Source organism: Nocardia kruczakiae NBRC 101016, assembly GCF_001612965.1.
GTDB classification, from domain to species: domain Bacteria; phylum Actinomycetota; class Actinomycetes; order Mycobacteriales; family Mycobacteriaceae; genus Nocardia; species Nocardia kruczakiae.
Window position 1 is genome coordinate 148,790 of sequence record NZ_BDBL01000013.1, and the last position, 23,379, is coordinate 172,168.

26 protein-coding genes are annotated in these 23,379 nt (G+C 68.4%); 11 read left to right on the plus strand and 15 right to left on the minus strand.

Translation table 11 applies throughout. From position 1 onward, the window contains the following. Positions 1–13 precede the first annotated feature (13 nt). Positions 14–1,048, minus strand: a complete 1,035-nt coding sequence (locus tag NK1_RS11320; protein WP_063008460.1) for a uroporphyrinogen decarboxylase/cobalamine-independent methonine synthase family protein — start codon at positions 1,046–1,048, stop codon at positions 14–16. A 311-nt stretch (positions 1,049–1,359) separates the two neighbouring features. Between NK1_RS11320 and NK1_RS11325 the strand changes: the two genes are divergently transcribed. The 3 genes from NK1_RS11325 (at position 1,360) to NK1_RS11335 (ending at position 4,291) form a co-directional block, all read left to right on the plus strand. Then, positions 1,360–2,868, plus strand: coding sequence for a WS/DGAT/MGAT family O-acyltransferase (locus tag NK1_RS11325; protein WP_084460772.1), 1,509 nt, complete (start codon positions 1,360–1,362; stop codon positions 2,866–2,868). A gap of 65 nt (positions 2,869–2,933) precedes the next feature. Then, positions 2,934–3,842 carry an acyl-CoA thioesterase gene (locus tag NK1_RS11330; RefSeq protein WP_063008461.1) on the plus strand — a complete coding sequence of 303 codons (909 nt, stop codon included), beginning with the start codon at positions 2,934–2,936 and terminating at the stop codon, positions 3,840–3,842. 35 nt (positions 3,843–3,877) lie between these two features. Further along, the gene (locus tag NK1_RS11335) at positions 3,878–4,291 is read left to right on the plus strand and encodes a DUF427 domain-containing protein (RefSeq protein WP_063008462.1); all 414 of its coding nucleotides are present in this window, start codon (positions 3,878–3,880) and stop codon (positions 4,289–4,291) included. A 16-nt stretch (positions 4,292–4,307) separates the two neighbouring features. Here NK1_RS11335 and NK1_RS11340 read toward each other — a convergent pair whose 3' ends face one another. The 4 genes from NK1_RS11340 to NK1_RS11355 form a co-directional block, all read right to left on the minus strand. Then, complete coding sequence (locus NK1_RS11340) at positions 4,308–4,799, minus strand: beta-class carbonic anhydrase (RefSeq protein WP_063008463.1); 492 nt, start codon at positions 4,797–4,799, stop codon at positions 4,308–4,310. 154 nt (positions 4,800–4,953) lie between these two features. After that, the gene (locus tag NK1_RS11345) at positions 4,954–6,285 is read right to left on the minus strand and encodes an APC family permease (RefSeq protein WP_063008509.1); all 1,332 of its coding nucleotides are present in this window, start codon (positions 6,283–6,285) and stop codon (positions 4,954–4,956) included. Between the two features lie 50 nt (positions 6,286–6,335). Continuing rightward, on the minus strand, positions 6,336–6,707 hold the full coding sequence (locus NK1_RS11350; protein WP_245660444.1) for a DUF4186 domain-containing protein: 372 nt from the start codon (positions 6,705–6,707) through the stop codon (positions 6,336–6,338). Between the two features lie 9 nt (positions 6,708–6,716). Next, on the minus strand, positions 6,717–8,663 hold the full coding sequence (locus NK1_RS11355) for a glycoside hydrolase family 15 protein (protein WP_063905966.1): 1,947 nt from the start codon (positions 8,661–8,663) through the stop codon (positions 6,717–6,719). Between the two features lie 170 nt (positions 8,664–8,833). Here NK1_RS11355 and NK1_RS11360 point away from each other — a divergent pair, with 170 nt between their 5' ends. Further along, positions 8,834–9,340: a hypothetical protein gene (locus NK1_RS11360; RefSeq protein ID WP_245660445.1), complete on the plus strand. Its 507-nt coding sequence runs from the start codon at positions 8,834–8,836 to the stop codon at positions 9,338–9,340. Positions 9,341–9,373: 33 nt separating this feature from the next. Here NK1_RS11360 and NK1_RS11365 read toward each other — a convergent pair whose 3' ends face one another. Together NK1_RS11365 and NK1_RS34965 are read right to left on the minus strand one after the other, a co-directional pair. Next, positions 9,374–9,868 carry a hypothetical protein gene (locus NK1_RS11365; RefSeq protein ID WP_063905967.1) on the minus strand — a complete coding sequence of 165 codons (495 nt, stop codon included), beginning with the start codon at positions 9,866–9,868 and terminating at the stop codon, positions 9,374–9,376. Positions 9,869–9,919: 51 nt separating this feature from the next. Next, a complete protein-coding gene (locus tag NK1_RS34965; RefSeq protein WP_167354251.1) occupies positions 9,920–10,075 on the minus strand; it encodes a DUF6131 family protein in 156 nt (51 codons plus the stop codon). Between the two features lie 327 nt (positions 10,076–10,402). Between NK1_RS34965 and NK1_RS11370 the strand changes: the two genes are divergently transcribed. After that, a complete protein-coding gene (locus tag NK1_RS11370) occupies positions 10,403–12,049 on the plus strand; it encodes a flavin-containing monooxygenase (RefSeq protein WP_063008464.1) in 1,647 nt (548 codons plus the stop codon). Between the two features lie 133 nt (positions 12,050–12,182). On the opposite strand, the gene NK1_RS11375 is transcribed toward NK1_RS11370, so the two are convergent. Together NK1_RS11375 and ilvD are read right to left on the minus strand one after the other, a co-directional pair. Next, on the minus strand, positions 12,183–12,977 hold the full coding sequence (locus NK1_RS11375; RefSeq protein WP_063008465.1) for a PIG-L family deacetylase: 795 nt from the start codon (positions 12,975–12,977) through the stop codon (positions 12,183–12,185). Positions 12,978–13,037: 60 nt separating this feature from the next. Continuing rightward, positions 13,038–14,729: a dihydroxy-acid dehydratase gene (ilvD, locus tag NK1_RS11380; RefSeq protein WP_063008466.1), complete on the minus strand. Its 1,692-nt coding sequence runs from the start codon at positions 14,727–14,729 to the stop codon at positions 13,038–13,040. Positions 14,730–14,980: 251 nt separating this feature from the next. Here ilvD and NK1_RS11385 point away from each other — a divergent pair, with 251 nt between their 5' ends. Both NK1_RS11385 and NK1_RS11390 read left to right on the plus strand, forming a co-directional pair. Further along, positions 14,981–16,093: a ferredoxin reductase gene (locus NK1_RS11385; protein WP_063008467.1), complete on the plus strand. Its 1,113-nt coding sequence runs from the start codon at positions 14,981–14,983 to the stop codon at positions 16,091–16,093. An 8-nt stretch (positions 16,094–16,101) separates the two neighbouring features. After that, complete coding sequence (locus NK1_RS11390) at positions 16,102–17,343, plus strand: fatty acid desaturase family protein (RefSeq protein ID WP_063008468.1); 1,242 nt, start codon at positions 16,102–16,104, stop codon at positions 17,341–17,343. A gap of 55 nt (positions 17,344–17,398) precedes the next feature. Here NK1_RS11390 and NK1_RS11395 read toward each other — a convergent pair whose 3' ends face one another. From NK1_RS11395 to NK1_RS11415, 5 genes are all read right to left on the minus strand, one after another. Next, positions 17,399–17,974: a dihydrofolate reductase family protein gene (locus NK1_RS11395; protein WP_063008469.1), complete on the minus strand. Its 576-nt coding sequence runs from the start codon at positions 17,972–17,974 to the stop codon at positions 17,399–17,401. 39 nt (positions 17,975–18,013) lie between these two features. Further along, positions 18,014–18,727, minus strand: coding sequence for an SDR family NAD(P)-dependent oxidoreductase (locus tag NK1_RS11400; protein ID WP_063008470.1), 714 nt, complete (start codon positions 18,725–18,727; stop codon positions 18,014–18,016). A 17-nt stretch (positions 18,728–18,744) separates the two neighbouring features. Then, entirely contained in the window at positions 18,745–19,482 is a 738-nt protein-coding gene (locus NK1_RS11405; RefSeq protein ID WP_063008471.1) for an SDR family NAD(P)-dependent oxidoreductase, read from the minus strand. Between the two features lie 62 nt (positions 19,483–19,544). Beyond that, positions 19,545–19,787, minus strand: coding sequence for a hypothetical protein (locus tag NK1_RS11410; protein ID WP_218023101.1), 243 nt, complete (start codon positions 19,785–19,787; stop codon positions 19,545–19,547). Between the two features lie 14 nt (positions 19,788–19,801). Beyond that, positions 19,802–20,815, minus strand: coding sequence for an RNA polymerase subunit sigma-70 (locus NK1_RS11415; RefSeq protein WP_063008473.1), 1,014 nt, complete (start codon positions 20,813–20,815; stop codon positions 19,802–19,804). Between the two features lie 238 nt (positions 20,816–21,053). On the opposite strand from NK1_RS11415, the gene NK1_RS11420 reads away from it, so the two are divergent. Then, on the plus strand, positions 21,054–21,668 hold the full coding sequence (locus tag NK1_RS11420) for a hypothetical protein (RefSeq protein WP_063008474.1): 615 nt from the start codon (positions 21,054–21,056) through the stop codon (positions 21,666–21,668). Between the two features lie 21 nt (positions 21,669–21,689). Here NK1_RS11420 and NK1_RS11425 read toward each other — a convergent pair whose 3' ends face one another. Next, positions 21,690–22,043 carry a MerR family transcriptional regulator gene (locus tag NK1_RS11425; protein ID WP_063008475.1) on the minus strand — a complete coding sequence of 118 codons (354 nt, stop codon included), beginning with the start codon at positions 22,041–22,043 and terminating at the stop codon, positions 21,690–21,692. A gap of 133 nt (positions 22,044–22,176) precedes the next feature. Between NK1_RS11425 and NK1_RS11430 the strand changes: the two genes are divergently transcribed. The 3 genes from NK1_RS11430 (at position 22,177) to NK1_RS11440 (ending at position 23,324) form a co-directional block, all read left to right on the plus strand. After that, positions 22,177–22,614: an Hsp20/alpha crystallin family protein gene (locus tag NK1_RS11430; RefSeq protein WP_174552714.1), complete on the plus strand. Its 438-nt coding sequence runs from the start codon at positions 22,177–22,179 to the stop codon at positions 22,612–22,614. 119 nt (positions 22,615–22,733) lie between these two features. Further along, positions 22,734–22,940 carry an Rv3202a family protein gene (locus NK1_RS11435; RefSeq protein ID WP_063008476.1) on the plus strand — a complete coding sequence of 69 codons (207 nt, stop codon included), beginning with the start codon at positions 22,734–22,736 and terminating at the stop codon, positions 22,938–22,940. A gap of 165 nt (positions 22,941–23,105) precedes the next feature. Continuing rightward, positions 23,106–23,324 (plus strand): hypothetical protein, encoded by a 219-nt coding sequence (locus tag NK1_RS11440; RefSeq protein WP_063008477.1) that lies wholly within the window; start codon positions 23,106–23,108, stop codon positions 23,322–23,324. The last annotated feature ends 55 nt before the right edge of the window (positions 23,325–23,379 follow it).

Sequence of the window (23,379 nt, forward strand, 5' to 3'; positions counted from 1 at the left end):
GACGGTCCGCCCGTCACGAACCTGCCAGTGTCACGGCGCGCGCCATGAGCGCGTCCGCGACGGCACGGGGACGACGGCCGAGCCCGCAGGCGCAGGCGACGCCGTCGACGCGGCGGCCCAGCGCATTCTCGATGGTGTGCAGCGTCTTTCGCTGCTCATCCTCGGTGGGCACGTCGTGGACGACACCCGCGTAGAAGCGGGTGCCCGCGGGGAGGGACAGATCGGCGAGGGGCGCGTAGAACCGGGACTCCGCAGCCGGCGGTCTGTCGCCCGCGGCGAACGGAACATGGACGTACTCCAGCGTGCGTCCGGAGGGCCATTGCCGCGCAACGGAAATGGCCAGGTCGACGAACGGCCGGGCGGTGCGCAGCGGTACGCCCTTGTTGTGCAGGCTGCCCAGGCACAGGTGCACGCCGATCCGGGTGCCCTCCGGGGCCGCGGCGGCCAGCGCCGCGATTCCCCGGCCCGAGCCCAGCAGCCGCTCCACCACGCGGTGCGCGGGCTGGGTCAGCGCCATCGCCACCAGTTCCGCGGTGGCCTCCAGCTGGATGACGACATCGTCGCCGCCCGTCCGCGCAATGGCGGCGATCTCTCGGGCGGTGGCCTCGGTGAACGCGGTGCGTTCGGAGCGAATTCCCTTGGGCCCCAATGCGACGAACGCCAGGGTGAGATCGGTCGGCATGCCGATCTGCAACGCGAGTTCGGGCCGGCCCAGTTCGGCGCGCACGGCGGAGAAGATCGGCAGCGCCTCGGTCGCTTCCCTGGAATAGCCGAGGTCCATCCCGTCCCCGGTCGCCGTCCGGCCCTCCGGTACCCGGTATCGAGGCCGATCGCGCCGAGTCCGCCACTCCCCCGACCGGGTGACCTCGAGCGCGCCCTGAGCGACCAGATCTTCCAAAATCGGCCGGACGTAGTACTCGTACCGGCGGGTCTCACCGGTGGGCAGGGTCTGTAACAGCGGACCGGCACTGTCGGCCATCGCCCGCATCGCCTCATGCGTACTCGCGGCGGGGAAGCTCCCCACGAAATGCACGCTGCGCGAAGGCATTTACCCATCGTACCCGGCCGAGCGACGCTGCGTGACGCATCGCGAGACGTGGGTGGGTGCCGTCGGTGCGGGCCGATCCACATCGGGTGTTTGCACACAATTTACGGGCTCGAATTCTCGGCGCAGCCCGGGCGGCCGCGATCGCCCCTAGACTCGCAGCCACGTCTCGCACATCGAGACGACTCGTCGTTCGACCAGCGCCGTGCGAACACCGTCCCGCGCCTCGCCGAGGCGCCACACAGCTGTCCGGGCTCGATCCGGTGCACCGTGCCGCCGGTGCCCGCCCCGGACCGTTCCCCCGGGAGGTAACGATGGCCGTCTCGCACAGCACCGTCTCGCACGCGGAAGGGACCACCGTCCATGTCCGGACGCCGGGCGAATCGTTGGCCACCGCACCGCAGCCCGCGGCGACGCCGCCGTCGACGACGATCCCCGCCGCGGCGGAATCCGGACCGCCGCGGCAGTTGAGCGCCCTGGACCTGCATCTACTGGACAGCGAAACCGCCTCGGCGCCCATGCATATCGGCGCCGTCATGCTGCTCGACTCGGGCCATGCGCCGCGCGGCGCCCTGGACGTCGGCACATTGCGGCGGCTGTTCGCCGCCCGGCTGCACCTGGTGGCGCCGCTGCGCCGCCGGGTGCGCACCGTGCCACTGGGCCTCGACGAGCCGTACTGGGACGACTGCGCCACCGTCGACCTCGGTTTCCACGTGCGCGCGGTGCGACTACCCGACGGGGCCACCGACGCCGACCTCGCCGACTATGTCGCCCGCCGCCACGCCCAGCCGCTCGACCGATCACGCCCGCTGTGGGAATGCCACCTGGTCTCCGGACTCTCGGGCGGCCGTCAGGCGGTCTACACCAAGGTGCATCACGCGGTGATCGACGGCGTGTCGGCGGCGGAGATCATGGGGGCGATCCTCGACATCTCCGAAACACCCACGCCCACACCGCCTCCCGAGGCCGGCATCCGCCGAGACCGCACGCCGTCGATGGTGGAGATGCTGGCCCGCAGCGCTCGCAGGGCGGTGACCCGCCAATCGGCCCGCACGCGCGCCGCGCTCGACGCGGTCCCGACCCTGCTGCGCACCCGGGACGCCTTCCGCGCCAAACACGACGCCGTGCCGTTCAACCACCCGCTCACCACGACCCGCAGCGTCGCCTACACCTCGCTGCCCCTGGATGCGGTCAAGGCTATCAAGAAGTCGATCGACGGCACGGTCAACGATGTCGTGATGGCCCTGTGCACCTCGGCGCTGCGCAACTGGATGCTCGACCGCGAAATCCCCGTCGACCGGCCGCTGCTGGCCGCGATCCCGGTCTCGGTGCGCACGCCCGAGCAGTTCGGCACCGCGGGAAACCAGTTCTCGCTCATGCTGTCCCCGCTGCCGATCGGTGAGCACGATCCGCACGCCCGGCTGAAATTGCTGCACAACAATCTGCTCGTGGCCAAGGACCGATTCGGCAAACAGCCACCGACGCTGCTGCACGAACTGACCACATTGCTCACACCGGCCCTGCACGGCCTGCCGACGCGGGCGCTGCTGCGCGCCGCCGCCCCCACCCTCCCCCTGGTCGACCTGATCGTCTCCAATGTCCCGGGACCGCAGATGCCGCTGTATCTCAACGGTATTCGCGTGCTGGCCAGCTATCCGGTCTCCGTGCTCACCGAGCTGTCCGGCAGCCTGAACATCACCGTGATGTCCTACGACGGACACCTCGATTTCGGCATCGTTGCCTGCCCGGAGGCCGTTCCCGACGTCTGGGACCTCACCACACACCTCGCGGATGCGCTGGCCGAGTTGCAGCGGAGCTCGTGATGCGGAGTACGACCCTTTGATAGTATGACTCTCCGATAGCGAGAACGTCATATACGCGAGGTCCGATGGTCGACGATCCGCACGCCGGAGCAGGCCCGGGCGGGCCACCGTGGAGCCAAGCCGAGCTGCTGCGCCTCATGGACGTACGGCCCTGCGGCGCAGGCCATTACGTCGCCCCCGCCCACGGTCCGACCGCCCGCAACGTCGTCGAGGCCGGCCAGATGCTCGGCGACGCCATCGTGGCGGCCGCCAAGGAGGTACCCCGGCAGCGGGTGGTGTCGGCGTCGATGATCTTCTCGCGGGTCGCCGCCCACGACGCACCGCTGGACGTCGACGTCGAGGTGTTGCACTCGGGTCGCACCTACAGCACGGCACACGTCCGGATCCGGCAGGACGACGCCCTGCGGTGCGCGGGGACCGTACTGCTGGACGCCGGCGCACCCGATCTGATCCGGTCAGCCGCGCCGATGCCGAGGGTCGAACCACCGGAAAAGCTGGCGTCGCTGGATATTCCGGGCACGGAGGTCGACGGCCGGGACATACGCGTGGCCGGCGACGGGTACAGTCCCGACCCCGGACACGTCGGTCCTCCGGAACTGTTCGTGTGGACGCGATACCGCGACGCGCCGGAGGCCGATCATCTGCACGCGGCGCTGCTGGCGCAATCGTGTGCGCACTGGACGGTGGCCGCCGCGTTGCGCCCGCATCCCGGCTACGGTGAATCGATGGCCCATTCCGCGATCTCGACCGGAATCACCATGGCCACCATCACCTTTCACGACGATGCGGATGTGACACGGTGGCTGCTGTACAGCACCCGCGTCGTCTACGCCGGACGCGGCCACGCCCAGAGCGAAGGACAGGTACACGCCGCCGACGGACGGCTGATGGCGTCCTACAGCGTGCACGCGATGGTGCGGGCGTTCCGGTCCGCCGATACCGCCGCCCGCACCAGCGCCGGCACCGTACTCTGACCACCCGCACTCGGGGAACAGATTCGGAGGAACACATGGAATCGTCCGGCTTCGCCGACTGGCCCGACTATCGCGTCGACGTGCGGCGAATACGCAATCTGGTCCGCGTCCTGCACGACGATCGGGTACTGGCCGAGACCACCGCGAGCCTGCTCGTCGCCGAACAGGACCACGGGATCGTGTTCTACATTCCGGTCGCCGATATCCGCTTCGACCTGCTCACCCTGGACGAACAGCTCACCTCCCGCTGCCCCTTCAAGGGCTGGGCCCGGTATTGGCGCCCGAACGACAGCGACGAACCGATCGCGTGGGAGTACCACGATCCCTATCCGGAGGTGGCATTGATCCGGGACCACATCGGCTTCTATCAGGATCGGGTCCGCCTCGAGATCGGTGTGGCGGATCCGGCCGTGTCCGGGGTGAAGGGATCGCGCGGCTGCGCCGAATAGGCGGTCGGATGCGGGATCAGGCGAGAACCTCTTGGAGTTTGCCGGTGGCGACGTCGAAGACGAAGCCACGCAGTGAGGTCGTCTTCGTCACGAACGGGCTGGCCTCGATGCGCCGGATCGACTGGCGCACATCCACATCCAGATCGTCGAAAGCCTCGGCCGCCCAGCCTGGTTTCAGGCCGGTCTCGTCCTGGATTCCGCGTTTGAATTCGTCGTCGGTGAAGGTCAGCATGCCGCAGTCGGTGTGGTGGATGAGGATGATCTCCGTGGTGCCCAGCAACCGCTGACTGATGGCCAGCGAACGGATCTCGTCGTCGGTCACCACCCCGCCCGCGTTGCGGATGACGTGGGCCTCCCCCTCCTCGAGCCCGAGGATGCGGTAGACGTCGAGCCGCGCATCCATGCACGCCACCACGGCGACGTGCTTGCTCGGCGGCAGCGGAAGCGGCCCGCTGAACTGTGCCGCGTAGCCGGCGTTGTTGGCCAGCAGCTCATCTGTCACGGTCATGATCGCGCCCTTCGTCGGAGTAAGTGCGGACATTCACATGTGCGCATGGATCGTGACTCCCGGCGGCCGTGAACACCAGATATTCGCTCAGCGTGAAGTCAACGGTTGCCGATCGTGTGACAGGAATGCCCCCTCGGCTGCCACCGAGCGGGGATCAGGGACGCATCGTCTTCACGGCCTGCGTGATGCGGGATTCCGGGTGGGCGCGGCGGGTACGCAGGCCGTTCACCAGCGCGAGCACGGCGCCCAAGCCGACCAGGATCAGGCCGCGCGCCCAGATCTCGGCGTCGATGCGGGTGAACAGGTAGAGGCAGGAGGCCAGCGCCAGCCAGGGAACGAGCGTCGGGACACGGAAGTGGTCGGCATCGACGGGATGGCGGCGCTCGAGCAGAACCGAGCAGTTGACCGCCGCGAAGACGACGAGCAGAAGCAGGACCAGGGTTTCGGCCAGCACCGCGACCTCCCCGGTGAGTGCGAGGGCGATGGATGCCCCCGAGGTCACCACCACCGCCACCCAGGGAGTGCGGCGGCCGGGAAGCAGCCGGGTGAGCACCGCCGGCAGCAGCCCGTCGCGCGCCATGCCGTAGGCGAGCCGCGAGGCCATGATGCCGGTCAGCAATGCGCCGTTGGCGACGGCGACCAGGGCGATGACACTGAACAACCGGTCGGGCACGCCACCGGCGCGGCGCACCACCTCGAGCAGCGGGCCGCTCGACCGGGCCAGTTCGGCGGTGGGGACGGCGGCGCTGGCGACCACACCGACCAGCACATACACCACCCCGGCGGTGAGCAGGGCACCGAACAGCGCGATCGGGTAGGACCGCCGCGGATCGCGCACCTCCTCCGCGAGATTCACCGAAGTCTCGAACCCCACGAAGGAATAGAAGGCCAGTACCGTCCCCGCGAGCACTGCCGCGACCGGACCGTGTTCCGCGGTCCCGATCTCGGTGAGCCTGCCGGGGTCGGCGTCACCGCGCAGCAGGATCCACGCGCCCAGGGCGATGATCAGCACCAGCCCGCTGAGCTCGACCAGGCTCGCCGCCACATTGGCGCGCAACGATTCCTTGATCCCGCGGATGTTGAGCGCCGCGAGCGCGATCAGGAAGACGACGATGACCACCGCGGTCGGCGCGGAGACGAGCGCCTGCAGATAGTCACCGGCGAACGCCCGGGCCAGTGCTCCCACCGACACCACACCCGCGGCGAGCATGCAGAAGCCGACCAGTGAGCCGGCGGCCGGTCCCAGCGCCCGCGTCGCATAGTGCGCGGAGCCGCCCGCCCGGGGATACTTCGTCGCCAGTTCGGCATACGACGCCGCGGTGAGGGTGGCCATGCCGAGCGCGACGGCCAGCGGTAACCACACCGCACCACCCGATGCCTGAGCGACGGAACCGATCAGCACGTAGACCCCCGCTCCGAGCACGTCGCCCAGGATGAAGAAGTACAGCAGAGGCGTACTGACGGCGCGCTTCAAGGAACGGGGCATACCGGCCACGTACCCGTCCAGCGCGCATCGAACCGGTGACGTTCACTTCCCTACCGGCGAGCGCACTCCAGTTCGATCCAGCGGCAGACGATGTCCACGACGTATTCGCGCTCCCGCGTGGACAGTTCGCGGCCCTTGGCGATGCCATGCGTGCGCTGCAGACAGCCGCGACAGCAGGTGGCGGTGGCGTGCTGGGCGCGGAAGACCGGATGACCGCCCCAGGGAGTCTGCTTGCCATCCTTGGCCGGATGAGCGGGTGCGAGCCGCTTGCCGATGAGATCGGCGGCGTGCTCACGCACCACCGTCATGCCGCGCAGCGCGACGAACTCCACCTCGGGCGCACGCAGGTGGAACTTCGCCCGAAACGGCTCCCGGGCGATGGCCTCGAGGCGGGCGTCGAGAGTCGCGTGATCCAGCCGCACCACCCCAGCCTAGATATGGATGTATCCGCCGGTGAGCATGCCGTCGTCGAGGCGAGGGGCGATGGACTCTCCCCCGAGTGCGCTACGCAACTCGATCTGCTCGTCCCGGACGACGTGCATGACGGCATTGATCAACGCCAGATGCGTGAACGCCTGGGGATAGTTGCCCCAGTGCCGGCCCGTCACCGGGTCGATCTCCTCGGCGTAGAGGCCAAGCGGGCTGGCGTAGCCGAGCAACTTTTCGCACAACTGTTTGGCGCGGTGATTCTCACCGATTTCCGAGAGTGCGGACACCAGCCAGAACGAGCAGATCGTGAATGTGCCTTCGGCCCCGGCGAACCCGTCGTCGGTTTCGTCGGTGCGATAGCGCAGGACGAGTCCGTCGCTGGTGAGTTCGTCGGCGATGGCGAGCACCGTTTTACGGACGCGTTCGTCGTCGGGTGGAAGGAAGCGGACCAGCGGGATGAGCAGCGTCGAGGCGTCCAGTGCCGTGCTGCCGTAGTACTGGGTGAACACCCCCCGCGAGTCGACGGCGTTGGCGCATACGTCGGCGCGGATCTCGTCGGCGGCACGCTGCCAGCGGGCGGCACGTTCGAAGTCCTGGTGGATGCGGGCCAGTCGTGCGCCCCGGTCGGCGGCGACCCAGCACATGACCTTGCTGGAGGTGAAGTGCTGCGGCTTGCCGCGCACTTCCCAGATACCGTGGTCGGGTTCGCGCCACACCGCGAGCGCGCTCTTGACCGCCCAGCGCAGCAGCGGCCAGGTGCGCGCGTCGATCTGATCCTGATGGCGGGCGTAGAGGTAGACCGAGTCCAGCGCCGCGCCCCAGACATCGTGCTGGCGTTGGCGATACGCGTCGTTGCCGACCCGCACCGGGGCGGCGTTCTCGTAGCCCCGCAGGTTGTCCAGGGTGTGTTCGCGCAGGTCGGTTTCGCCGCCGATGCCGTAGACGATCTGCATGTCCTCGGCGTTCTCGGCCAGATTGATGATGTGGGAGAAGTAGTCGTTGGCTTCCCAGTTGAAGCCCAGCGTGTACAGGCCCCACAGCGCGAAGGCCGAGTCCCGGACCCAGGTGTAGCGGTAGTCCCAATTACGTTCTCCGCCAGGGGTTTCCGGTAGCGAGGTGGTCGGTGCGGCGACGATGGCGCCGGTCGGGGCGAAGGTCAGGCCCTTGAGGGTCAGTGCGCTGCGCGTGAGCTGGGCGCTCCAGGGATGATCCGGGAACCGGCCGCCGGCCAGCCAGTGCCGCCAGTGATGGACGGTCCCGACCAGGCGCCGATTGGCCTCGTCGACGGTTTCGGGAGCCTCCCGGCTGCCCCACGACAGCGCACAGAACCGGGTGTCGCCACTCTTGAGCAGGGTGCGGGCGACCGCGCGCGAGCCCTCGATGCCCAAGCGCAGATCGGTGGTCAGCCGCAACGGCAGATCGACACCGTCGGCGTCGGCCTGGGCCAGGTGGTAGCTGTCGAGGTATTCCCAGGTGGCCCGCGCCCGCCCGTAGTCGTAGGCGGGCTGGCAGTCGAGCACGAACTGGATCTGCCCGGTCTCGCAGTGCACGATGCGCAGGAGAATGTGTTCGGCGTCGTAGTCGGTGGGCGCGCGGCGGTGCGCACTGCGACCGGGCTGCTGGTGCCGCCACGGGCCGACGAGCAGGACGTCGCGCACGGTTGCCCATCCTTCGCCACTGCGCCAGCTCGTCTCCATGACCATCGTGCCGGGGATGTACCGGCGATCGGCCGGGGTCGCGATGTCGTCGGGCGCGAACCGGAACGACCCGGCGGAGCGATCGAGGATCGCGCCGAAGACGCTGGGGGAATCCATGCGGGGCAAGCACATCCATTCGATGGCGCCACTGGGCGCGATCAGGGCTGTGACCTCGGAATCGGAGATGAACGCATAGCCGTCGATGCGCGGGAAAGCGGTGACCCGGGGCGTGTGTTCCGGATGGTCGTTCATGCGGTGCTCCCATTCGCCACCTGCTCGGCCCGCTCGGGCACTGCTTCGATCGTATGTCCGCCGGTGCCCGGTTTCTACCGGCACGGACCAGCCGATGCGCACTCCGACGGGTTCTCTGGGAATTTGCCGAATCCCGCATGGGGACCGCGTCGCCGGACGACCATGAGAGGGTGACCGATCGAGACGGCAGGAGCGCCCTGGCCACCGCCCAGCATCGAGGCCGCGAGGTGCGGCGGGCATGGAGGGAGACGCTGGGGCCCGGCGAGCGGTCGGCGGTGTGGGCGTGGGCCGCGTTCACGGCGACCTTCGGGACCACGCGAGCCCTCACGCACTGGATCCGCGCCGGCCACGGACCCAGCGGTGGCGGAATCAGTCTGGGCGGCAAGCATTTTCACCACTACAACCTCGGGATCGCGACACTCGCGGCGGTCGGGATGGTGGCGTTGCGCGGCACCGAGCGCACCCGCAGGCATCCGGTGGTGGCCACCTCCTACGGCGCCGGTTCGGCCCTGATCGTCGACGAACTTGCGCTGCTGCTGGATCTCGAGGACGTCTACTGGGCACGCGAAGGACGTACCAGCGTCGATGCGGCGGTGCTGGTGATCGGCCTCGGCGGCCTGGCCACCGCCGGATTCGAGTTCTGGCCGCGCGCCCACCGCGCACTGCGGGGGCGATGAGCGCACCGGTCTGCGCGGTGACGGCGGCAGAGGTCAGCGGCCCTCGGTGGGGCCGCTTCTCGGGACGTCGTTTCGCGGAGCAACGTTTCTCGGGCCGTCGTTTCGCGCAGCATCGTTGCGCGGAGCATCGGCTCCGGACGTGCGGCCGCGCTCGGCGTCCTTTCCGGACTCGGGGGTTCGCGCATCCGGATCGACCTTGTCGGCGCGGTGGAACTCCTGGGTGAGTTCGTCGCGCGAGGTCGAGACCTCGTTGTGGTGAGCGGCTGCCTCTTCCTTCAGACCTGCCGCCTGCGCCGCCTTGATATCGGCCTCGGCGGACGCCGCTCGCGCCTTGGCCGCGGTTTCGTCGGCGAGCGCTTGGCGACGGCCGACCTCGTGGGAACGCTCGGTCGCCTTCTCGCGGATCTGGGCGGCCTCCGCGCGACGATGTTCCTTACGTTGAGCCACGGCCACCCGGGCAAGCGCGGCGATGACCAGGATCGCCACAACCACGACAACAACGATCACGACGATCGTGGTGGTACTCATCTCGACTCCTCGAACTCGCTGGGGCGTTCCGGCATGCGGCCGGCACCGGCGTCAGTAGTAGTGGCGTCGCCCGCCGACGGCACGGCCCATCGAGCCCATGGCCAGCAGCACCAGACCGATGACGAGGACCACGATTCCGATGATCCAGATGATGTGGATATTCAGCAGAAAACCGACGACGAGGAGAATGATTCCGAGAATGATCATGGTCGATACCTGATTCGGCGAATGACGCGACAGCCCTGTACAAGGCACTTCGACGGTCTGCAAAGCTACCCTTTGGCTACACGCTGTAAAACAACTCAACCACCGCGAACCCACCGTGTCAACGGTGTTCGACTCCTGCCTGCAACCGGTTCCGCGGTCGTGGCGGGCCGGTGGTCCCGGCTCCGATGCCCGGCGCAGCGCGCGTCCCGGTCATCGGGAGCCGGATCGCCGTGAGCGCCGGTCAGCGGGACGACATCTGCCCGGGAACCGTGCCCTTTCCTAGCGTCGAGGGCGGAGAAACAGGTCTCCGGCGAAAGGTATCCGACTGTGACCCCCGAGACGACATCGTCCACTGGGAATATCCGTACCGGCGTCGATGTGGTGATCGTCGGCGCAGGCATCGCAGGGCTCTACGCGATCCACCGGCTGCGCGGGCAGGGTCTGCGCGTGCGGGCGTTCGAGGCCGGCGACGGCGTGGGCGGCGTGTGGTACTGGAACCGCTACCCGGGCGCGCGCTGCGACGTCGAGAGCGTCGACTACTCGTACTCGTTCGACGACGCCCTGCAGCAGGAATGGAACTGGAGCGAGAAATACGCCACCCAGCCCGAGATCCTGTCCTATCTCGAACATGTCGCCGATCGCTACGATCTGCGCCGCGACATCGAATTCGGTACGCGGGTAACCGATATCGTGCTCGACGAGACCACACTGCGCTGGCGGGTCCGCGTCGACAGCGGCGCCGAGGTGACGGCGCGGTTCGTCGTACTGGCCACCGGTCCGCTGTCCAATGCCAACACCCCGGACATCGACGGGCTGCCGACCTTCGCCGGCCGGCTGCTGCACACCTCCAGCTGGCCCGCCGATGGTGTCGACCTCACCGGTCAGCGGGTCGGCGTCATCGGCACCGGATCCTCGGGCATCCAAGCCATTCCGCATCTCGCCGAACAGGCGGAGCGGCTCTACGTCTTCCAGCGCACGCCCAATTACAGTGTGCCCGCGGGTAATACGCCGCTGGACGAGCAGACGCGCCGCGAGCAGAAGGCCGGCTATCCGGAGCGGCGGCGGCTGTCGATGGCCAGCGGCGGCGGTTCACCGCACCAGCCGCATCCGAAGAACACCCTCGAGGTTTCCGAGCAGGAGCGCCGCGACGCCTACGAGAAGCGCTGGCAGCTCGGCGGTGTGCTGTTCAGCAAGACGTTCCCGGATCAGATGGTGACCGCCGAGGCGAACGAGCCGGCGCGCCTGTTCTGGGAGCAGAAGGTGCGCGCGGTGATCGACGACCCGCGCGTCGCCGACCTGCTGATCCCGCGCGACCATCCGATCGGCGCCAAACGGATCTGCACCGATACCAACTACTACGAGACCTACAACCGCGACAACGTCGAACTGGTGGACCTGCGCACCACACCGATCCAGCGGATCGACGCCGCGGGCGTGCACACCACCGACGCGCACTACGCGCTCGACACCCTCGTCCTGGCCACCGGTTTCGACGCGATGACCGGCTCGGTCGCGAAGATGAACATCGTCGGCCGCGGCGGCGAAACGCTGAACGAGGCGTGGCGCGAGGGCCCGAAAACCTATCTGGGCCTGGGCATCAGCGGCTTCCCGAATCTGTTCAACCTCACCGGGCCCGGCAGTCCCTCGGTCCTGGCCAATATGGTGCTGCATTCGGAACTGCACGTGGACTGGGTGGCCGACGCGATCGACTTCCTGGACCGCCGCGGCGCGGCCGCCCTCGAGGCGCGCCCGGACGCGGTCTCGGCCTGGGTCGCCGAATGCGCCGAGCGCGCGGCAAAAACTCTGATGCCGCAAGCCAATTCGTGGTACCTCGGCGCGAACGTGCCGGGTAAGCCGCGCGTGTTCATGCCGTTCGTCGGCGGGTTCGGCGTGTACGGCGAGATCATCGCCGAGGTGGCCGCGGCCGATTACAAGGGCTTCGACGTCCTCGACGCCCCCTCGGACCGAACGTAATCGGAGAAGTTTCCCCGTCGGCCCCGCAGTCCTGATCGGGACAGCGGGGCCGATGCCGCGGCACGGCATCGCGTCCCGACCGGGCCCGCCTCGGCGCGCGGCCGACGCACATGGCGGTCGGTGGGCGCGGGTGTCACCGGGGCGCGAACAGATCCGTCTCGAGGATGTCCGGTCGCGCGCCGCTGCGGATGAACCATTCGGTGCCGAACGCCCGGGCGAACGCCGGATCCGGCATCGCGAGGAAGAAGGACTGCTCGTCGATCTGGCTCCGGTGTGCCCGCATGGCTTCGCGTTTGTGGCCCAGATAGGCGGAGACGTCGACGGCCGTGGTCAGCATCGATTCCGGCTTTCCGAATTCGGCGACCTCGCTGATGTCGGGCGCCTCGATTCCCGTCGCCCCGGCCTGCTCGGCGATCTCCTTCATACCGCGCACGACCTCGTCGCGGTTCATGGTGCTCTGGAAAACCCGTGGGGTCCCGGCCAATTCGGCGGCACGCATCCCGACGCGGTGGACCTGAATATGGTCGGGATGACCGTATCCGCCGTTGTCGTCGTAGACGGTGAGCACCTCGGCGTCCTCCTCGGCGAGGATCGCGGCCAGCCGCCGCGCGGCGTCCTCGACGGGAGCGGTCCAGAACGATCCGGCCGCGTCGTTGGTGGGTGTGCCCATCATCCCGGAGTCGACGTAGCCGAGGAACTCCACCCGCGCGACGCCGAGAATCTCTGCGGCAGCGTGGGTTTCGCGAACCCGCCGCTGCCACAACGGCTCCCCCTCGTCGAGGAATCCGTCCGGCACCTCGCCGTGCTCGCCGCGTGTCGCGACCACGAGGACCACTCGATGCCCCTGCTCGTACGCCTTGCGCATCACCCCGCCACAGGTGATCGCCTCGTCGTCGGGATGGGCGTGGAAACTGACCAACGTTGCCATGGCGCAACGCTACGGCACGGTCACGACCTCGTCTGCCGCACCGGTCACGGCGCCGAGATCTCAGCCGGTCACGGCGCCGTGGGCCGCGGAGCTGACCAGCTTGCGGTACTTGGCCAGCACGCCCGAGGTGTACTTCGGCGCCAGCGGCTCCCAGCCGACCTTGCGTGCGGCGAGTTCTGCCTCGTCTATCTCGACGTCGAGGATGCGGTTGGCGACGTCGAGAACGATGGGATCGCCGTCGGCGACGAAGGCGATCGGCCCGCCGTCCACGGCCTCGGGCGCGACATGACCGACGCACAAACCGGTGGTGCCGCCGGAGAATCGGCCGTCGGTGAGCAGCAGGACGTCCTTGCCCAGCCCGGCGCCCTTGATCGCGCCGGTGATCGCGAGCATCTCGCGCATACCGGGTCCGCCCTTGGGGCCTTCGTAGCGGATGACGACCACATCGCCCGCGCCGATCGTGCCGTCCTCGAGGGCGTCCATCGCGGCGCGCTCACCGTCGAAGACCCGCGCGGTGCCGCGGAAGACGTCGGAGTCGAATCCGGCGCTCTTGACCACCGCGCCCTCGGGCGCGAGGGTGCCGTGCAGGATGGTCAGGCCGCCGGTCTTGTGGATGGGGTGATCGAGCGGACGGATCACGTCACCGTCGAGACCCAGCTCGATGTGCGCCAGATTCTCGGCCATGGTCGCGCCGGTCACGGTCAGCACATCACCGTGCAGCAGGCCCGCGTCGAGCAGGGCCTTCATCACGACCGGGATGCCGCCGACCCGGTCGACATCGTTCATGACGTAGCGGCCGAACGGCTTGAGGTCACCCAGATGCGGCACCTTGTCGCCGACCCGGTTGAAGTCGGCGAGGGTCAGCTCGACTCCGGCCTCCCGCGCGATGGCCAGCAGATGCAGGACGGCGTTGGTGGAACCACCGAGCGCCATGACCACGGTGATGGCGTTCTCGAACGCCTCGCGGGTCAGGATGTCGCGGGCGGTGATGCCGCTGCGAAGCAGTCCGACCACGGCCTCGCCGGACTTGCGGGCGTACTCGTCGCGGCGCCGGTCGGGTGCGGGCGGCGCGGCCGAGCCGGGCAGACTCATGCCCAGCGCTTCGGCGGCCGAGGCCATGGTGTTGGCGGTGTACATACCGCCGCAGGCGCCTTCACCCGGACAGATCGCGCGCTCGATCCGGTCGACGTCCTCGCGGCTGATCAACCCCTTCATACAGGCGCCGACCGCCTCGAACGCATCGATGATCGTGACGTCGCGACCGTCGACGTTGCCCGGCAACGTGGAACCGGCGTAGAGGAACACACTCGCCAGATCCAGGCGCGCGGCGGCCATCAGCATGCCCGGCAGGCTCTTGTCGCAGCCGGCGAGCAGGACCGAACCGTCGAGCCGTTCGGCCATCATGACGGTCTCGACGGAATCGGCGATGATCTCGCGGCTCACCAGGGAGAAGTGCATCCCCTCGTGACCCATCGAAATCCCGTCGGAGACCGAGATCGTGCCGAATTCGAGCGGATAGCCACCGCCCGCGTGCACGCCCTCCTTGACCGCCTTGGCCAGGCGGTCGAGCGACAGATTGCACGGGGTGATCTCGTTCCAGCTCGAGGCGACGCCGATCTGCGGCTTGGCCCAGTCGTCGTCGCCCATGCCGACGGCGCGGAGCATGCCGCGGGCGGCGGTCTTCTCCAACCCGTCGGTCACATCCCGGGAACGAGGCTTGATGTCAGGTGCCCTGTCGCGATCGTGTGCCATGGGGCAAGCCTACGACCGGGGCAAACCACGAGGCGGCTGATCCGGCTCGGATCGCGTGGCGAGCCATTTCAGCGCACAGTCGTCCACTCGAATCGGCGCACTGCCGCAGTGACCGTGCGGTCCCCCGGGCCAGGCGGCCGATTTCGGAGAACCTCGAGAACATGTGTGTACCCGCGCGGGAAGGTGGTATACAACCGCACGTAGGCACAGGCATTTCGAGTGTACGAATGTACACGGAAGTGAGGGCTTCCATGGATCTGTTGAAATGGAGTAAACGGCCTGCCGCCGATGTCAGCGCCAAGACGCCGCGGGTCAACGTCGTGCGCGGGCTGGTGGCGCGGGCCACCACGCCCCTGCTTCCCGACGACTATCTCCGCCTGGTCAATCCGCTCTGGACCGCGCGCGAGCTCCGCGGCAAGGTCGTCGACGTCGTCAAGGAGACCGCCGATTCGGCCACCGTCACCATCCGTCCCGGCTGGGGTTTTCCGACCACGTACACGCCCGGTCAATACGTCGGCATCGGACTGCAGATCGGCGGCCGCTGGCATTGGCGCTCGTATTCGCTGACCTCGATCGGCGCGACCGGCGACAAGACCATTTCGATCACGGTGAAGGCGAATCCCGACGGGTTCCTGTCGACACATCTGGTCGACGGCGTCGAGCCGGGCACCGTCATCCGACTCGCGGCGCCGAAGGGGGATTTCCATCTCCCGGAGCCGGTGCCGGACAAACTGCTGTTCGTCACCGCGGGCAGCGGGATCACGCCGGTGATCGCGATGCTGCGCGCCCTCGAGACCCATGAGCAGGCGCCCGACATCTGCCACATCCATTCGGCCCCCACCCGCGACGACGTCATCTTCCTGGACGAGATGCAGGGCCGGGCCGCGGACACCCCCGGCTACGACCTGACGCTCCAGCTCACCCGGGAGATGGGCAATTTCGATGCCGCACGACTCGACGAATGGGTGCCCGACTGGCGCGAACGCCACTGCTGGGCGTGTGGCCCACCGGCGCTGCTCGACGAGATGGAATCGCACTACGAAGCCGGCGGACTGCGCCATCGTCTGCACACCGAGCGATTCACCATCGCCCGCACCGACCACGGCGGTGAGGGCGGAACGGTGTACTTCGCCGCATCGGGGAAGAAGGCGGAGATCGACGGCGCCACAACACTTCTCGAAGCAGGAGAAGAGCTGGGCATCGGGATGCCCTTCGGATGCCGGATGGGCATCTGCCAAACGTGTGTCGTCCCGCTGGCGGGGGGATATGTGCGCGATCTGCGCACCGGCGCGGAGCGACGCGAAGGAGAACGAATCCAGACATGCATCAGCAGCGTGTCCGGAGAATGCACCCTCGATCTGTAGGAGCCCCTATGGCCATCACCGATATCGACGCCTACGCCCATCTGACCCCCGAGGACATCGAGGCGCTCGGCGCCGAACTGGACACCATCCGCCGCGATATCGAGGAATCCCGCGGTGAGCGGGACGCCCGCTACATCCATCGCACCATCGCCCTGCAGCGCGCACTGGCGGCGGGCGGCCGGGTCACGCTGATGTTCAGCAATCGCAAGGTCGCATGGCTCGCCGGCACGGCGATGCTCGGGCTGGCCAAGATCATCGAGAACATGGAGCTCGGCCACAATGTGATGCACGGGCAATGGGATTGGATGAACGATCCGGAAATCCACTCCTCGTCCTGGGAATGGGACACCACCTGCCCCAGCGTGCAATGGAAGCATTCGCACAATTTCGTCCATCACAAGTACACCAACGTCGTCGGTAAGGACGACGACGTCGGCTACGGAATTCTGCGGGTGACCCGCGACCAGCGGTGGGAGTGGTGGAACGTCGGAAATCCGGTGTACAACCTGGCATTGGGGACCTTGTTCGAATGGGGCGTGGCGCTGCACCACCTCGAGGTGGAGAAGATCCGCCGCAAGGACAAGACGTGGCGGCAGGCGTTCCGGGATCTGCGCATCATCGGGACGAAGGTCGGCAAACAGGCGGCCAAGGATTATCTGATCTATCCGGCGTTGTCGGGGCGCAACTGGAAGACGACGCTGACCGCCGATGCCACCGCCAATCTCATCCGCAACTACTGGGCCTACATGGTCATCTTCTGCGGCCACTTCCCCGACGGCGCGGAGAAATTCACCACCGAGGAGCTCGCGGAGGAAGATCAGCCCCGCTGGTATCTGCGACAGATGCTGGGGTCGGCCAACTTTCGCGCCGGACCGCTCATGCGCTTCATGAGCGGCAACCTCAGCCACCAGATCGAACACCACCTGTTCCCCGACCTGCCCAGCAACCGGTACGAGGAGATCGGGGTCCGGGTCCGGGAACTGTGCGACAAATACGACCTGCCGTACACGACCGGTTCGCTCGGCCGCCAATATCTGCAGTCGTTCCGGACGATCGCGAAACTGGCCCTGCCCAACGCCCTGCTCACCGCGACCTCCGATGACGCCCCGGAGACCGCGTCGGAGTTGCGGTTCGCGATTCGCGACGGGATGCGGGCGCATTTCGGCGTCGACCCGGAGACCGGCAAGCGCCGGGGGCTGCGCACGGCGCTGCGCGAACTGAAGCAGGCGCCGGTGCGAACGGCATCCTGATCGCGGCGACCCACATCGAACGCCGGACCGGTAGCGGTCCGGCGTTCGATGGCGCTCAGCCGATGTCGTAGACGTAGCTCAGCCGGCCGTCGGGCAGTTGCTCGAATTTCCGGAGCTCGAGCGGATGGCGAACGGTCGCGTCGCCGAACAGGGACGGCCCGGTTCCCGCTATGAGTGGGTAGACGATCAGTCGTATCTCGTCCACCAAGTCCGCGTCGAGCGCCGCGCCGGTGAGGGTGGCGCCGCCCATCAGGTAGATGTCCTTTCCGGGTTGCGATTTCAGTGCCGCGACGTCGTCGAGACCGCGCAGGAATCGCGTATTCGACCACGCCGCCGCGCTTTTCGACGCGGAGACGACGTAATGCGGTGTGCTCCGGGCGAAGTCGGCCCATTCGAGCTCGCCTCGCGTCGGTGCCGCACCGGTCTGGGGCAGGGGTTTGTCCGGGTCGTCGCTGATCGCGGTCCAGTACGGTTCGTAGCCGTCGTACATCCGGCTGCCGAGCACACAGGCGTCGATCTGCGGCGTCAGCCCGTAGTCATCGGACCAGCCGTGCACCCAGTCCGCATATCCTTGTGCTCCTTCGTATTTCCCGTCCACCGAGATCTTCATCGCTGCGATGAGCTTGCGCATCTGTTCCTCTCCTTCCGGTCGAATGGCGTCCGCGGCCGATCACGGCAGGGCCGTCAGGCCGTCGGCGGTGAGTTGGTAGGACGCCGCGGGTTCACCCGCGGAGGCGAGTTCGAGCAGTGCGGCGCCGGCGGTCTCGGGAGTGAGCGGCTCACCCATCTGCTCGACGTACTCCTGCACGCTCCGGCCGGCGCGGGCCGCGTAGGCGCGCACCGCGGGCAGGCCGAGGCTCGTGGCGGGAGTGATCCGCGGTAGCACCGTGGTGAAGGTGATGTCGGCGCCGGCGCGCCGGGACTCGTCCTGGGCGTAGCCGGTGATGAACCGCTGGGTTGCCTTGGCTCCGGCGTATCCGCCGCTGAGCGGTGAACCCTGGACGGCGGCGCCGCTGCTGACGACGATCACGCGAGCGCCGGACGGCAGCGGTGTCAGCAGCGCTTCGCGCAACCAGTGAAAGGCGATGCGCACGTCGGTATTCCAGTTCGCCGAGAACGTCTCCCAGGTGTGGTGGTGCAGCGGCCGCATCAGCGGTGATGCACCCGCGACGATGATCAGGTTGCCGGGCCGGTGGCGGTCGAGCAGTGCCCCCGGCACGGTCGGATCGGCCGCGTCGGCGACCTCGATGTCGATGCCGGGTGTCTCGGCGGCCAGTTCGCGCAGTGCGGACTCCGTCCGCGCCACGGTCACGACCGGCGCACCGGCGCGCGCGAACGCCACCGCGATCCCCCGGCCCAGCCCGCGGCTGCCGCCGACCACCATCGTCGGCCGCAAGTCGTTCACGACGCCACCGCCACTGCTTGCACGGCAGCGGCATTCGCGCGCTCCAGACTCTTGACGACCCCGTCGTCCCACCCCGTCGCGAGCGATGCGGACATCGGATCGGGGAAGATCTCCTCCCGGCCCTCCGCGAGCCCGGACAGGATCGCGCGAGCCACCGCCGCCGGCGCGGTTTTGGGAATGTCCCAGCCGCGGATCATGTCGGTATCCACCGGGCCGGGCAGGACGGCGTGCACACCGACCCCGTGCGCGGCCGAGAGGAATCGCAGCGACTGCGTCATCGAGAAGGCGGCGGCCTTGGAGATGGCGTAGGCGGGCGTGACGGGCACGGTCGCCAGCGCGGCCAGCGAGAGTACGTTCACCACGGCTCCGCGGGATTCACGCAATCGCGGCAGGAAGGCGTGGGTGACCCGATACGTACCGAACAGGTTGACCGCCAGATGGGCCTCGATGGCGGCCGAATCGGACAGATCGTCCGGGGTGGAGACGCCGGCATTGTTCACCAGGACGTCGAGCGGGCCGACGAGTTCGGCGGCCGTACGGATCTGGTCGGGATCGGTGAGGTCGAGCCGGACCGCGGTGACGCGCGGATCCGGATGGTCGACCGGTCGCCGTGCCGCGGCGTAGACCCGGTCGGCGCCGCGGTGCAGCGCCTCGTCGACGAGCGCGCGCCCGAGGCCGCGCCCGGCCCCCGTGACGAGTATCGCCTTGCCGGCCACAGTGGTTGGGACGGACATGTTGTGCTCCTACTCGGTGAATTCGATGTCTTCACCTGTGTGACGCGCGCGGGGGCGGTCCGTCATCGGTGGAGTCGTCGCGTGACCGCGGAGAGCACCAGGGGCTCGGGGCCGGTGTTGCGCAGCCGTCGCACCGGCACGGCGGCGAGTGCGAGGACCGCTCCGGCGGCGAATCGGGCGCGTCTGCCACTGCGGCATTCCAGCTCCAGTTCGCCGCTGCTCACCACGACGAGGGTGTCGGCCCAGTCGGCGGCCACGTAATCGAGTGCGTCCCCCGGCTGCAGCACCACGCTCCAGCACCGCACGCGCCGAGCGTCCATCAGCTCTGCGACGGCAACGCGGGCGGCAGCGCGAACGCGGCGAACAACTCCGGCTGATGGAACAGCGCGATCTCGGCGAGCGCATCGCCGTCGACGGTCAGCACCCCGATCGCGAACGCGTCGAACGCGTCCGCGCCGGGCTCGCGCCAGTACAGCCCGAACGCCGGTTGCCGATTCGCGCCCGTCGGCCGAAGCCGCCAGCCGCTGCCCATCTCGCCGAAGACATGGTCGGCGAAAAATGTGCCGATGTCGCGGCGACCGGCGAACCACACCGTCCCCGGCGGCATGATCAGCGTCGCGTCGTCGCGCAGCAGTGCGACGAGCGCGGTCGGATCCGCGCTCTCCCACGCGCCGATCAACTTCGCCAGCGCCCGGCGTTCGGACGCCGTCGACACCGGATGCCATCGATCTCGTTGTGCGGGAAGATGTTCCGACAGGGTGGCATGGGCCCGCTGCAGCGCGCTGTTGACCGCCGCCCGGCTGACCCCCAGCGCGGCGGCGGTGTCGGCGACCGACCAGTCCAGCGTGTCGCGCAGGATCAGCACGGCGCGCTGACGCGCGGGCAGCCGCTGGATCGCGGTCAGGAACGCCAGCTCGATCGTCTCCCGCGCGGTGACGACCGCCTCCGGTTCTTCTCCCGCGGCGGCCACGTCCAGCAACCGATCGGGATACGGTTGCAGCCACGGCACATCCACCGTGCCCAGCTCGTAGCGATGCGGGTCCGCCGGGCCGGCCAGATCGGCCGGCCACGCCCGGGCCTTGCGCCGCCGCAGCGCGTCCAGGCAGGCATGGGTCGCGATCCCGTACAACCACGCGCGCAGCGGGGCGCGCCCGGCGTAGCTGTCCAGCCGCGACCACGCCCGCAACAGCGTCTCCTGCACGGCGTCCTCGGCGTCTTCCACTGAGCCGAGCATGCGATAGCAATGCACCTGCAGCTCGCGCCGCACGGGCTCGACCAGATGCGCGAACGCGACCTGGTCGCCGTCGCGCGCTGCCTCCACTCGCTGATCCATATCTGTATGACGCATCCGGGCCCGATCGGTCATCGGTCTGCCGAAATCGACTGAGTCGCGCGGCCACTCGGACAAACGACCAGGTGAGCGGATGGCGCACTGTGTCCGATCCCTCACGACCCGAATCGGGCGCTTCCGGTTTAGCGTGGCCGATACCGGTCATTCTGGGGAGGACGTTCTCGGCTCTACACGGAGGGTCGGTTCGTTGTGTGTCGGTACGAAGAGGTTCACGTCATCCATGGGCTCCATCCCCACTGGCCGCAACGACAGCGATCCCACCGCCCACGGCGCGGTACGGAATGCGCTGTCGCAGGCTTTCGAACTGGTCGACGCGATGCTGCGGTCCGATTACGCGGATCCGGAATCCCGTAGCGGCGATGCGATATCCCTCACCCCCCAGCGAGCGGCGGGTGACGGCATCGTCCCGTTCACGCGCGGCGCCGGACTGCTCCAACGCGTCGAGCGTGCGGTGCAGCGCCGCATCGGCCATACCCAGCTGCGCAGCATCGTCGCGGTGACCGGCCCGGCGCAGCAGGTGCCGGATGTCGTGGCCGAACACGTCGAAGCGGTGGTCGCCGATACCGCCTCCGCTGCCGCCGCGCGAGCGGGCGTCGCGGCGATCGTCGTCACCGTCACCGTGGCCGACGTGCTCACCGTCACCATCGACACCCTCGACCCCACCGGCACCACCACGGCCGACGCACTGCCGACGGCGATGGTGTCGACGGTGCACGCGCGCGCCCGCGACGTCGGCGGCTGCTGCCGGGTCTTCCCCGGTGGCCGGGTCTCCTGGACGGCGCCGCTGCCACCGCACGGCAAGGACGCGATCGCCGCCTACCCGCTCGGGTTCTGACCGCGACCGGATCCACCGCGGTCAGTGCGATGCTTGCCGGTCGCCGATCGTGTCGCGCAGCTGGTCGCGTTCGGCGGTCAAGGCGGTGTTGTGAGCGCGCAGAGCGCTGTTGTCGTCTTCGAGGTCGAGGATCCGCGCGATGGCCGACAGATGGATCCCCTGCCGGGTGAGGGCGGTGATGCGCTGGAGCCGGGCCAGGTCGTCGCCGCTGTAGCGCCGGGTCCCGCCGGCGCTGCGGGCGGGCGTGATCAGGCCGTGTTGCTCGTAGAGGCGCAGGGTGTGGATTTCGATACCGGCCAGCTCGGCAGTGACCGATATCGGGTACACCGCCTGGCTGGACCCCGGTAGATGCCCCTCGCGCCGATCCGAACCCATCCTGCTCCCTTCTCCGTGCGGTAACCAGTTTATCTCCCACGACTTCTTGCACTCTCCTGACTGGAGTGCTAAATAAATCTGTGTCAGGTAACAGAGGTTATCTGAGGTTCCTTCGAGTGATATAAGGAGTGAACTGGAGGTGGCGACCATGCTGATGCGCACCGATCCGTTTCGTGATCTGGACCGTTCGACGCAGCAGGTGTTCGGCACGCAGGCTCGACCGGTAGCGATGCCGATGGACGCCTGGCGCGAGGGTGACGAGTTCATGGTGGAGTTCGACCTACCCGGCATCGACCTCGATTCGCTGGATGTGGATATCGAACGCAACGTGGTCACCGTGCGCGCGTCGCGCCCCGGAATCGACTCGGGCAGGTCGATGATCGCGGCCGAACGCGTCCGCGGGGTGTTCCGGCGACAGGTGATGCTGGGTGACAGCCTCGACACCGATCACATTCGCGCCGACTACCGCGACGGCGTACTCCGGTTGCGAATCCCGGTGGCGGACAAGGCCAAACCACGCAAGATCAGCGTGGACCGGGTCGAGCGCGACCGGCAGGCGATCACGGCCTGACCAGAAGCCGTATATCCACGGGTGGGCTCGGTCAGCTGCGGCTTCCGGGCCCATCCGGCCCCTTTTCCGATCCGCACCGGCGCCACCGCGCCGGTGATTGCTCGCAGAAGGAGTCCGTGATGACCGCATTTCCCGCAGGCAGCGACGCCGACCGCGCCGAACAGCAAGCCTTGGCCGACATCCGCGACCGTGAGAGCGGCCCGGACTTCACCGGGGTGCATCCCCTGGCCGAACGCATTCGCACCGCTTTCGACACCGCCGACCGCATCGATCAGTCCTGGACTCTCCCCCATGCCGATGACGACTACGACTGCCTCGCCTACTGACCACACCCCTGCCCGCATTTCGCCACACCACCCAGGGACGCCCGAGACGGTGCAAACGGTCGTGCACTGGCCCGACCCCAGCCCATTGCAATCGTGGTGGGACACCGTCATGCGGCCCGCCCGCCGGGCCTCCGCCGACGCCGACGCCGAGAGGAGGGAGCTCTCATGCCGATAGCGCTCACGCTGACCGGCGGCGCCGGCATCGCCGCAGCCGTCGCCATTGCCTATGCCACCGTCGCGGCGACCTACTGGTGGGAGATGCGCGCCTCCCGGCCCGGGTCCGGCGCGGACCCGGTGCACGATATCGACGGTGAGGACCGCCGCGGTCTTCCCCGCATCCGATCGGGGCGCCCCGCGGCGGCGCATCGACCGGGCCACGAATAACCGTCGAAACCGCTGCCGCGCTGGTGTGGGGCGACGAGTTCGCACGCCTGCGAAA